The organism is Winogradskya humida, from assembly GCF_016862215.1.
Classification (GTDB): Bacteria; Actinomycetota; Actinomycetes; order Mycobacteriales; family Micromonosporaceae; genus Actinoplanes; species Actinoplanes humidus.
Genome location: NZ_BOMN01000161.1, coordinates 1 through 11,334, shown reverse-complemented (window position 1 = coordinate 11,334; position 11,334 = coordinate 1). Strand labels below are relative to the sequence as shown.

The 11,334-nt window shown below is 68.2% G+C and carries 11 protein-coding genes; 8 read left to right on the top strand and 3 right to left on the bottom strand.

Going from position 1 to position 11,334, the window contains the following annotated elements; genetic code table 11:
* The first annotated feature begins 328 nt into the window (after positions 1-328).
* The 8 genes from chvE (at position 329) to Ahu01nite_RS49870 (ending at position 7,285) form a co-directional block, all read left to right on the top strand.
* Entirely contained in the window at positions 329-1,453 is a 1,125-nt protein-coding gene (gene chvE / locus Ahu01nite_RS49905) for a multiple monosaccharide ABC transporter substrate-binding protein (RefSeq protein ID WP_369076644.1), read from the top strand.
* Between the two features lie 30 nt (positions 1,454-1,483).
* A complete protein-coding gene (locus tag Ahu01nite_RS49900; protein WP_203843820.1) occupies positions 1,484-3,073 on the top strand; it encodes a methyl-accepting chemotaxis protein in 1,590 nt (529 codons plus the stop codon).
* 71 nt (positions 3,074-3,144) lie between these two features.
* Complete coding sequence (locus Ahu01nite_RS49895; protein WP_203843819.1) at positions 3,145-3,501, top strand: ArsR/SmtB family transcription factor; 357 nt, start codon at positions 3,145-3,147, stop codon at positions 3,499-3,501.
* A 177-nt stretch (positions 3,502-3,678) separates the two neighbouring features.
* Positions 3,679-5,337, top strand: coding sequence for a sensor histidine kinase (locus Ahu01nite_RS49890; RefSeq protein WP_203843818.1), 1,659 nt, complete (start codon positions 3,679-3,681; stop codon positions 5,335-5,337).
* Between the two features lie 59 nt (positions 5,338-5,396).
* On the top strand, positions 5,397-5,795 hold the full coding sequence (locus Ahu01nite_RS49885; RefSeq protein WP_203843817.1) for a roadblock/LC7 domain-containing protein: 399 nt from the start codon (positions 5,397-5,399) through the stop codon (positions 5,793-5,795).
* A 2-nt stretch (positions 5,796-5,797) separates the two neighbouring features.
* On the top strand, positions 5,798-6,175 hold the full coding sequence (locus Ahu01nite_RS49880) for a DUF742 domain-containing protein (RefSeq protein ID WP_203843823.1): 378 nt from the start codon (positions 5,798-5,800) through the stop codon (positions 6,173-6,175).
* A complete protein-coding gene (locus Ahu01nite_RS49875; RefSeq protein ID WP_203843816.1) occupies positions 6,153-6,740 on the top strand; it encodes a GTP-binding protein in 588 nt (195 codons plus the stop codon). The genes Ahu01nite_RS49880 and Ahu01nite_RS49875 overlap by 23 nt, the downstream gene beginning before the upstream one ends.
* Positions 6,737-7,285, top strand: a complete 549-nt coding sequence (locus tag Ahu01nite_RS49870; protein ID WP_203843815.1) for a GAF domain-containing protein — start codon at positions 6,737-6,739, stop codon at positions 7,283-7,285. Before Ahu01nite_RS49875 ends, Ahu01nite_RS49870 begins: the two co-directional genes overlap by 4 nt.
* Here Ahu01nite_RS49870 and Ahu01nite_RS49865 read toward each other — a convergent pair.
* From Ahu01nite_RS49865 to Ahu01nite_RS49855, 3 genes are all read right to left on the bottom strand, one after another.
* The gene (locus Ahu01nite_RS49865) at positions 7,282-8,472 is read right to left on the bottom strand and encodes an acyl-CoA dehydrogenase family protein (protein ID WP_239159805.1); all 1,191 of its coding nucleotides are present in this window, start codon (positions 8,470-8,472) and stop codon (positions 7,282-7,284) included. The two genes, Ahu01nite_RS49870 and Ahu01nite_RS49865, sit on opposite strands and share 4 nt — an antisense overlap.
* 231 nt (positions 8,473-8,703) lie before the next feature.
* Positions 8,704-10,770 (bottom strand): cellulose binding domain-containing protein, encoded by a 2,067-nt coding sequence (locus Ahu01nite_RS49860; RefSeq protein WP_203843821.1) that lies wholly within the window; start codon positions 10,768-10,770, stop codon positions 8,704-8,706.
* A 100-nt stretch (positions 10,771-10,870) separates the two neighbouring features.
* A complete protein-coding gene (locus tag Ahu01nite_RS49855; protein ID WP_203843814.1) occupies positions 10,871-11,146 on the bottom strand; it encodes a DUF3040 domain-containing protein in 276 nt (91 codons plus the stop codon).
* Between the last annotated feature and the right edge of the window lie 188 nt (positions 11,147-11,334).

Genomic DNA, 11,334 nt, shown 5'->3' with positions numbered 1-11,334 from the left:
TCCGAAATCCGCTCCTTGTTAGAAGCGGCCCGCCCGGGGCACTCGTTAAACTTTACTCGCTTTATCTCTCAGCGCCAAATCCGGCCCCAGGAGAATCAAGCGCCCGCGACCATTCGTCGGACCCGGATCCGCAAGCGCGGCCGTACCCGATGAAGTAGATCTTGGGGTTTGGCAGGCCGTCCGCTTCCGCGTCCGTTTCCCTGCCGGCAGAGAGAACATTACTAGGTGGCTACGGCGGCACCAAATCGGGGTGGGTAGACCTGGGTCACACCGGAAGCCTCAACCGGATGGCAGGACGACCGATCTAGTACTTCGCGCCGGGAGCGGCGTGGAGGTCGTCGAGTTCCTGGAGGAACGAATGCCCGTGCCGAAGCCGATGCGGTGGTCCCTTGCCACGGTCCTGGTCCTAGCCACAGCCTCCGGCTGCGGGAGTAGCAAGGCCGAGACCAGCGTCGCCTCCCCCGATCGCGGTTCCATCGGGATCGCCCTGCCGACCACGAAGTCGGCGCGCTGGGTCACGGACGGCGACAGCATGGTGAGCCAGTTCAAACTGCTGGGATACAACCCGGACCTGCAGTTCGCCGGGGATGACGTCACCAAGCAGATCAGCCAGATCCAGACCATGATCGACCAGGGCGACAAGGCTCTGGTGATCGGTTCCGTCGACGGCAGCGCGCTCAAGGACGTGCTGGCTAAGGCCGCGGCGAAGAAGATCCCGATCATCGCGTACGACCGCCTGATCCGCGACAGCGGCGACGTGAACTACTACGCGACGTTCGACAACTTCAAGGTCGGCGTCATGCAGGCCAACTCGATCGTCGACGACCTGGGCCTGAAGAAGGGCAAGGGGCCGTTCAACATCGAGCTGTTCGCGGGCTCGGCGGACGACAACAACGCCACGTTCTTCTTCAACGGAGCGATGAGCGTGCTCCAGCCGTACATCTCGTCGGGTGATCTGAAGGTTGTCAGCGGCCAGACCGCATTCAAGGATGTCGCCACGCTGCGCTGGGATGGCGCCGTGGCCAAGAAGCGGATGCAGAGTTTGCTGGTGGGGCCATTGTCAAACAAGCACGTCGACGCGGTCCTCTCCCCTTACGATGGGCTTAGCCGCGGAATCCTCGAAGCGCTTCAGGAGGCCGGCTACGGCACTGCCAAGAAGCTGCCGGTGATCACCGGCCAGGACGCCGAGCTCGACTCGGTGAAGCTGGTCGCCTCCGGTTTGCAGAGTGAAACGGTTTACAAGGACACCCGGGAGCTTGCGAAGGTCGCCGTGCAGATGGCGAACTCGCTCATCACCGGCGGAACACCCGAGGTCAACGACACGAAGCAGTACAACAACGGCGTCGAGGTGGTGCCGACGTTCCTGCTGCAGCCAGTGAACGTGGACAAGTCGAACTACCAGCGCGTGCTGGTCGACGGTGGTTACTACACCGCCGAGCAGATCGCCGGCTGAGTTCACGGTCATCGGACAGGAGGGACGAAGATGAGCACACGACGCGGTCCGGGGCAAAGGTTCCTGGATCTCCCCGTACGCACGAAGCTGACCACCCTGGTAGCCGCCAGCATCGTCGCGCTGGGCGCCTGCCTGACGGTGACGGTCATCAACGACCGCACCGCCGAGAACACCGCCGATGAGCTGGCGAACATCAACGCCGCGAGCGCGCTGGTCCTGCAACTGGACCGGGAGGCGAGCGAGCTGAAGGTCAACGGCCTCGAGTCCGTGATCCGTACGGATCCCAGCGACCAGGTCGACCTCTTGAAGGCTCAGGTCGCCGCCACGAACGCGCTGGTGGCGCAGTTGGAGAAGGTGGCGCTGCCGAGCGGGCTCGACGCGGCGGTGGACAGGATCAAGGCGGTGACCGCGGACTACACCGCGACGCTGACCCGGTTCGTGGCCGGCGCCGCGGCGGACCCGTCCGGGACCCGGCTGGCCTGGGAACAGATCGGGGTCGACAACTACCTGATCAGCGGTGTGCTCACCAACGAGCGCGCGCTGTTCGCCGACACCATCGCCCGGGCGGACAAGGCGTCCGCGGACAGCCGCGCCCGTGCCGAGTACATCCTCTGGATCGCGATCGCGGTGGCTGCGGCGCTGATCTGCGTACTGGCGTACTTCGTGGTTGTCTCGATCACCCGTCCGTTGCAGCGGGTGCGGACGGCGCTGCGGGCCATGGCCGACGGCGACCTGACCGTCGAGGCGCACGTGACCAACCGCGACGAGGTCGGTCAGATGGCGCACGCGCTGGACGAGGCCCAGGACAACATGCGCCGCATCGTGTCCTCGGTCGCGGGCTCAGCGCAGGCCGTGGCTGCGGCGGCGGAGGAGATGTCCTCGACGTCAAGCACCATGGGTGACTCGGCGAACCAGGCGGCCAACCAGGCGCACGGCGTGTCCCAGGCCGCCGCGGGCGTCTCGGAGAACGTGTCGGCTGTCGCCAAGGGCACCGAGGAGATGGGCGCTTCCATCCGCGACATCTCGCACAACGCCACCGAGGCGGCCCGGGTGGCCAGCCAGGCGGTCGCGGTGGCCGAGGCCACCACCAAGCAGGTCGGCAAGCTGGGCGAGTCCTCCACGGAGATCGCCACGGTCATCAAGGTCATCACCGCCATCGCGGAGCAGACGAACCTGCTGGCCCTCAACGCGACCATCGAGGCCGCGCGGGCCGGCGAGGCGGGCAAGGGCTTCGCCGTGGTCGCCTCCGAGGTCAAGGATCTCGCGCAGGAGACCGCCCGGGCCACCGACGACATCTCGCGCCGGGTTCAGGCCATCCAGGCCGACACGGCCGGAGCGGTGACCGCCATCGGCGAGATCACCTCGGTGATCGCGCACATCAACGATTACCAGGCGACCATTGCCAGCGCGGTCGAGGAGCAGACCGCGACCACGGAGGAGATGAGCCGCAGTGTCGCGCTGGCAGCCTCCGGTGCGGGTGACATCGCCTCCAACATCACCGGCCTGGCGAGCGCCACGCAGGTGAGCACGGAGGGCATCGCACAGTCCAGGCAGGCTGTCACCGAGCTCAGCACCATGGCTCACAACCTGCAGTCGCTGGTCAGCCACTTCCGCTACTAGGCACGTGCGATTCACCGCCGGGGCCGGCTTCACCACAGGGTGGGGCCGGCTCCGGCGTCTATTCTTGGCGAATGCACGCTTTCGACATTCTCGGTGATCCGGTGCGGCGCCGGATCCTCGAGCTGCTGGCCGACGGCGAGCAGTCGGCGGGCGAGGTCGGCAAGGTCGTGCAGGAAGAGTTCGGCATCTCCCAGCCAGGCGTCTCCCAGCATCTGAAGGTGCTGCGCGAGAGCGGCTTCACCACCGTGCGAGCGGAGGGCACCCGGCGGTTGTACGCCGTCGACCCCGCGCCGCTGGAGGAGGTGGACAGGTGGCTGGACCGCTACCGCGGTTTCTGGGCGCCCCGCCTGGACGCGCTGGCAACGGAGATCGCGCGGGGCAAGCGGGCCCGGCGGCTGGCGGAGCCGAGCGCCCCCGAAACCGCTTAACTGGAACCTTTCCAAAAACGTGGAATGGGACGGTCGTTTAGGGGCGGAAAGCTCCGCTGGACAAGATGATCGGGCGCACTAGAGTGGTCGACGCTTCCACAATGGAATCGCTACCGCCACGACACCTCTCCGCGCTTGAGGATGTTCATGCCCCAATTAGCCACGTCCCCTGCATCCGTGCCGGACGACGCCCTGCTGCGGGGCCGGTTGCCATGGCTCATCGTGGCGCCCGCCGGTGCCGCCGCCCTGCTGTTCGCGGCGATGGCCGGATACCTGTGGGCCTCCGGTCCGAGCCGGTCGGACATCGTACTCATCGTCGCTTTCCTCGTCGGTGTGGTGGTGCTCTGCGTCGCCGCGGGCAGGGCGCTCAGTACCGTACGGCGCGCTGAGGATCTGCTGCTGCCACTGCGCTCGGAAGCCGGTGCGGCACAGGCCGACGCCCTGAACGCCCGCGCGGAGAGCGAGGGCTTCCGCGCCGACGCCGAGAACGCCCGCGCCCTGGCCGAGACCGCCCGGGTCCAGGCCGAGAACGCCCGGGCCACGATCGAGAGCGCCCGTGCGGAGGCCGAGAACGCCAAGGCCGCTGCCGAGCGGGCCCACACCGAGGCGGAAGCCGCGCTCGCCGAGGCCGCCGAGTCACGGGTCGAGGCGGGCAGGTTGCGGGAGGCTGCGAAGCTCCCCTCCCCGACGAGCACCCCCGCCGGTCGTCAGGTCGAGGTCTTCGTCAACCTCTCCCGGCGGCTCCAGTCGCTGGTGCACCGTGAGATCAAGCTGCTGGACGCGCTGGAGAACGAGGTCGAGGATCCCGACCTGCTCAAGGGCCTGTTCCAGGTCGACCACCTGGCCACCCGCATCCGGCGGCACGCGGAAAACCTCGCGGTGCTCGGCGGCGCGGTGTCCCGGCGGCAGTGGAGCCGCCCGGTCGCGCTGACCGAGGTGCTGCGCTCCGCGATCGCCGAGGTGGAGCACTACTCGCGGGTCAAGCTCGTGCCGCCGATCGAGGGCACCGTGCCGGGCCACGCCGTCGCCAGCATCATCCACCTGGTCGCCGAGCTCATCGAGAACGCGACGATGTTCGCGCCGCCGCACACGCAGGTGCTGCTGCGGGCCCAGATGGTGACCGCCGGGGTGGTGGTCGAGGTCGAGGACCGCGGCCTGGGCATGCAGGCCGTCGACCGGGAACGGGTCAACCGGCTCCTGTCGAACCCCGACGACATCAACCTGGACGAGCTGCTGCGCGACGGCAGGATCGGGCTCTTCGTGGTCTCGATGATCGCCCGGCAGCACCACATCACCGTGCAGCTGCAGGCGAACATCTACGGCGGCACCCAGGCGGTGATCGTGCTGCCGCGGCACCTGCTCGGCTCCGCGCAGGACGACCCTAAGCTGATCGCCGACCGGCCGAAGCTCATCGTTGACCGGCCGAAGCCGATCGTTGACCGGCCCGAGCCGTTGGAGCTGACCGCCCCTGCCCCGGCACAGGCCCAGCTTCCCCCGTCCCCGCCCCCGCCCGCCTGGCCGGCAAAGCTCACGCAGCCGGCAACGCGGACGCAAACGGCGCCGGCAACGCTCACGCAGTCGGCTCCGGCAACGCTCACGCAAACGGCGCCGCCGGAGCCGGAGCCCGTACCGGCCGGCGAGACGGCCGAGAACCCGCCGCCGCTGCCCCGCCGCAGCAGCCAGACCCATCTCGCGCCGCAGCTGCAGTCCGGGCCGCCCCAGCCGCCGACCTTCAACGACGAGGGTGAGACAGATCCCGGCCTGATGGCCTCGTTCCTGCAGGGCGTGTCCCGCAGCGAGGCCGGCGAACAGCCGCCCGCCGCCAGCTCCCGCTAAAGGCCCCGGTAGCGAAGGCCCCCGCTGAAGGCCCCCACCCCGCTGAGAAAGGTGCTCCGATGACGACAAACGATCAGGACCTCGTCTGGCTGCTGTCCGGGCTGGTGGAACGGGTCCCGGACACCCGTAGCGCCCTGCTGCTCTCCTCCGACGGGCTGCGCAAGGCCGCGCACGGGCTGGACGACGACGCCGCGGATCATCTGGCGGCCATCTCCTCGGGCCTGTTCTCGCTCGCCCGCAGCGCCGGCACCCGGTTCGGCGGCGGCGAGACGGTGCGCCAGGTCGTCGCCGAGCTCGAGGACGCGCTGCTGTTCGTCTCGGCGGCCGGCTCCGGCGCGGTGCTCGCGGTGATCGCTGACAAGGCCGCCGATCCGGGTGTGCTCGGCTACGAGATGGCGCAGCTGGTGAAGAGCGTCCGGCCGTATCTCTCCACCCCAGTGCGGCAAGCGGCACGGTGACGATGGTGGGCGCCGAGGCTGAGGACGAGCACTGGCTCGACGACGCGGCGGGGCGGCTCGTCCGGCCGTACACCGTGAGCAACGGGCGGACCGCGCCCAGCACACCGATGGAGCTGCTGTCGATGGTGATGGCGACCGGCCGGGCGCCGAACGGTGAGCTCGAGCCGGACCACGCCGAGGCGCTCATTCTCTGTGGCAGTCCGATGACGGTCGCGGAGGTCGCGGCGCGGCTGCGGCTCCCCGCCGTCGTCACGAAGATCCTTCTCTCGGACCTGGTCGACGCCGGTGCCGTGCGCACCCGGTCGCCGGGCCCGACGGCCGAACCCACCAACACGGCGGTACTGGAGAGCATTCTCAATGCGTTACAACGACGACTCTGACCCGTTCCCCACCGCGCTGAAGCTGCTGATCGCGGGCGGCTTCGGGGTGGGCAAGACGACGTTCGTGGGCGCTGTCAGCGAGATCGAGCCGCTGCGTACGGAGGAGATCCTCACGTCCGCGAGCGTCGGCTACGACAGCCTGACCGGGGTCGAGCAGAAGCTGACGACCACGGTCGCGATGGACTTCGGCCGGATCACCGTGGACGGCAGACACATTCTCTATCTGTTCGGTACGCCCGGCCAGGAGCGCTTCTGGTTCATGTGGGACGAGCTGTCCGCCGGAGCGATGGGCGCGGTCGTGCTGGCCGACACCCGCCGGTTGCAGGACTGCTTCGCGGCGGTCGACTTCTTCGAATCCCGGGGCATCGGTTTCGTGGTCGCGGTCAACCAGTTCGACGACTCGTACAGGTATCGCGCCGCGGATCTGCGAGCGGCGCTGGACCTCGATCCGCGGGTGCCGATCGTCATCTGCGATGCCCGCGACAGCCGGTCCGCCACCGGCGTACTCATCCAGCTCGTCCAGCACCTGCTCGCCACCCCGACGGCCATAGGGAGCCCGGCATGATCTACGACTCGGCACCGCACCAATCGCTCACCCCGACCGACCTGGAAGTGCCGCTACGGATGCGCCGGCTCCGTGAGCTGGGCATCGGCGAGGAGCCGGACCCGGCCTTCGACGAGTTCGCGCGCCGGCTCACGGAGGTCACCGGGAGCCCGTACGCCATGGTGAACTTCATCAGTGAGGACCAGCAGTATTTCGCAGGTCTCCATGCGGTCTCGAAGGGTGACGCGGCGGCGACACCGGGCCGGGTCATGGACCGTGACCACGGCTACTGCCCGCATGTGGTCGTCCGCCGCAAGGCGCTGGTCCTGGACGATGTCTGCGACTACCCGCGCTTCGCCGGAAACCCGGTGGTCGACGAGATCGGCATCCGGTCCTACCTGGGTGCGCCGCTGATCGACCGGACCGGTACGACGCTCGGCACCATCTGCGTCATCGACACCGAGCCGCGCCCGTGGGGCCGGGCCGGGCTGGAGACCATCAAGTCGATGGCCGCCGAGCTGATCGAGCAGATCCACCAGCGCGAGGACGCCAGGAAACAGGCTTAGGGGGTGGCGGCGACCGCGGGGGCGAGCCGTTCGGACCACTGGCCCTTCGCGGTCCCCAGCGCGAACTCGGCCAGGCGCAGCAGCTGCACGTCGGAGGTGCCGGCCGGCGCGTAGATGTGGTACGCGTCGCGCAGGTAACGCTCCACCGGCCGATCGGGGTACAGCCCGGCCGCGGCGTGGATCTCCATCGCGTTGCGCGCGCTGTCCAGTGCGGACTCGACGTTGACGAGCTTGGCGTTCATCAGCTCGGCGTCGCAGGGCAACCCCTGGTCCAGGGTGTGCACGGCGTGGTAGGCCGCGAGCCGGGCCGTCATCAGCCGGGACTGCATCTGCCCGAGCTTCAGCTTGACCGGGAGCAGGTCGCCGAGCGGTTTGCCGTACCGGTGCTTCTCCTTGACGTACGCGGCGGTCTCCTCAACCAGCGCCTGATGGATGCCGAGCGCGACGGCGGTCAGGTTCGCCCGGCCGTACAGGATGCTGGAGGAGTAGGCGACCGGCAGGCCGTCACCCTCGGCACCCAGCCGGTTGGCCACCGGAACCCGGCAGTTGTCAAAGCTCAGCTCGCCGAAGCTGAAGCCGTGCAACCCCATCGAGGCCTGGTGCGCGCCGAGGGAGAACCCGGGCCGGTCGGCCTCTACCAGGAACGCCGTCAGCCCCTTCGAGCCGGCACCGGTGCGTACGACCACGCCGTGCAGGTCACCGACGTGGCTGTTGCCGACAAAGACCTTGCCCCCGTTGAGGATGTAATCGTCGCCGTCGCGGACCGCGGTGGTGGTCATGCCGAGGACGTGGCCGCCGGAGCCCTCCTCGGTCACCGCGATGGTGGGCAGGCAGTCGCCCGACGCGATGCGGGGCAACCAGGTCGACTGCTGCTCGGCACTCCCGAAGTGCAGAATCTTCGCGACCCCGAGCTGGGAGGCCTGGACCATCGCGCCCATCGCGCCGCTGACCCGGGACAGCTCCTCGATGATGACGGTCTTCGCGAGATGCCCGAGCCCCATGCCACCGAACTCGCGGCCGATCGTGACGCCGATCCAGCCCTGCGCGGCGATCAGCCGGGACAGGTCGTGCTGCACGACCCGGGATTCCTCCATCTCGTGTACGCGCAGCCGCACCTCGGTCTCCGCGAACGCCCGCACCTCCTTGCGCAATCGCTCATGGCGTTCCGTCATGAAGTACGCGTCCACTGCAGCTCCTCGTGAGGTCGGCCAGCGGCAAGACAACCGTCAAATCAAGCACGCGTACACCGGTGGGCGCGCGATCTTGCCGCTGATCGTAACTGCATGAACACTTTCAGTCATAGATCACAACCAACCTCGGTTTTGCCCGAAATCGCTTATGGCACAAGCCGAGCCGGGCGAACCGGTCCACATAGGAAGCGGATCGGCCGCCCGGCGCGAGCTCTACCCCGGCTGAGATCAGCGGGTTGTGCAGACGTTTCCGTTGAGGGTGAAGATGCCGGGTAGGACGTTCGGGCCGCTGTAGGCGCCGACGAAGCCGGCTGTGGTGCTGGCGCCGGGGGCGAGGGTGCCGTCGCTGGTGACCCGGACCGTTGTGCCCGTCTGTTCCCAGGTGGCGTTCCAGCCGCTGCCTACGGTCTGCCAGTGGGTGGGCCAGGTGAAGGTCAAGGTCCAGCCGTTGACCGGGGCCGTTCCGTTGTTGGTGATCTCCAGGTCGCCGACGAAGCCGTTGCCCCAGTCGTTCGTGTCGCGCAGCCGGACCGAGCAGGGAGCCACTGCCGGGCTGGTCGTGGTGAAGGTCAGCGGGAGCGAGGCCCGCGAGAGACCACCCGCGGTGTCCCGGGCCAGGACGTTGATTGTGTAGCGGCGGCCCGGCTCGAGGTTGCGGACGGTGATGGACGTTCCGGTTGTTTCGCCGAGCTGCTCGCTGGCGCCCCCGTGCTGGCGGTAGACCTCGTACTTCGCGATCGGCTTGGTGCCGGGCGTTGCCGCGGGCCACGAGATCTCCGCGGTCCGGTCACTCACCGTTGTGATCACCGGGCGCCCCGGCGCCTTCGGCAGACCCGTTTCGGCTGCGGCCGGGTGCAGGGTCACCACACTTGTTCCGTACGCGGGGAGCACCTGAATTCCGGCCGTACCCGCCGTGGTCCGGGTAATCCCCGCGGACCCGTTCGTGAAGGAGTCCACGGTCGGGACCTGACCGGCAGGCGTCCAGCCGTGATAGTTCAGCGCGACCGTGTGTTCGTGGTCCGGGTCCTTGTTGACCAGCAGCACCGCCAGGTCACCGTTCGCCTTGCGGGACGCGTGCGCGCTGACGAGCGCATTGTCGGAGCCGGCCTGAACGAGTTGGTCGCCGGGCTTCGCGAACGAGCCGATCAGACTCAGCGCGTGGTACGGCGCGAACGGCGTATTCAACGGCGGCTCGCAAACCGTGCCGTCCGCCGTGCAGTTGCCGCTGGAGAGCAGCCCGAAGTCTCCGTAATCGGTCTGGCCCGCGACGGTCGACACTGTCCCGATGCCGTTGTGCACGTTCCACCACTGCACGGTGAACACACCCTGCTCGAGCAGCCCGCTGTAGACGTCGGCGAGGAACAGCGCCCCCGGCTGGGTGTTCGGACCCACCCCGACGTTGGTCTCCGTCAGGCTGATCCCGATCCGGCTGTCGAGCTGCTGCCGAAGCAGGTAGACAGCGTCCTCGATCTGCTCGGGCTTGGTGAGCGCCTCCGCGGCGGTGCTCCCACCCGGATACCAGTGCACGTCGACAAAATCAATCGCTGACCCGGCCCGCGCGAGCACCTCCTGGTTCCACGTCCCCGAATCCCCCGCGCCGACAATCCCGTCGGGCCAGTTCCCCGGAGTCGTCAGCACCGCCCCGATCTTGATGGTCGGATCAACAGCCTTCATAGCCGCGGCGTACGCCACCACGTTCGCGGCATACTCCTTCGGGCTCTTGTCCGCGTGGTCGTCCGCCTCCCACGCCGTCCCGTAGTGCCCGTTACCGTAATTCTCGTTGCCGATGGTCCAGTATTTGGCGCCGTACCCCTTGGTCACGTTGGCATACCGAACCCAGTCGGCTGCCTCCTGCGCGGTCCCGGTCCCGTAGTTGGCAATGATCATCGGCTGGGCCCCGGTCCGCCTGGCCCCGGCCATGAACGTGTCGAAGTCCGTGTTCGGCGCGACGTAGCCACCGGGAGCGGTGTGATCCCGCCAGTGGTAGATGTCGGCATAGGACCCGCCCGGGTAGCGGACCATGCCGACACCCGCGTTCTTCAGCAGGTCGGAAACGGCGGGGGTGCCGAGCTCGGCGTCCCAGATCGCGTGATTGACCCCGATCGCGGTATCGGGAACGGTGGCCAGGCCGGCGCGGACGTCCACCGCAACCGAGGTGTCCGCGGCGGTGGCGCCGGCGGTGGCTCGGGGTGCGACTGTGGACCCGTTCGCGTGGGCGCCTGGGGGTGCTGCGGTGACGGCGGTGACCGTCGCGAGCAGGACGGTGCTCGCTAAGGCTCGCCGTAGGTGTGGCATCTGCACGGCTGTCTCCGGGTGAGAGGAAGTTGGGAGCGCTCCCATAGTCAGCCGCGAGAAAGACACATGTCAATGAGTACGGATGGTTCGGCCTCGGCAGCTACTCGAAGTCGCGCTGAACGGGTCTCTCCCGGTGCGCACCGGCACCGCGGAACCATAACCGGACCCCGTATGCGCCGGCGACCATCGCGATCAGAAAGCCCGTCCAGCCGCCGAGCGCCATCAGGAGCGGCATGCTCATCCACAGCAGCAGGGCGACAAACGGGCGACTGGGCAGCTCGCGCTCGGGTTGCTGACGTGTCGCGAAGCTTGGATCCTCGGCGAGCAGACCTGAAACGATCTCGTTGAACCTGCGACGGTCATACGAGCTGAGCACGTTGCCTCCCCGCAAGCGCGTGGTGTCGGAACCACCTGCAGATACGGTCAGCGTTCCCGTTCCGGACGGGAGCAGAAAGAGTGGATCGGTGAAACCTTCGTCACACCCCATCGTGTTTGCCGGCCCACAAGGGTCCTGACATGCAGAAACGCCCGCTCGGACCGTGAGGTCCAAGCGGGCGTTTCATC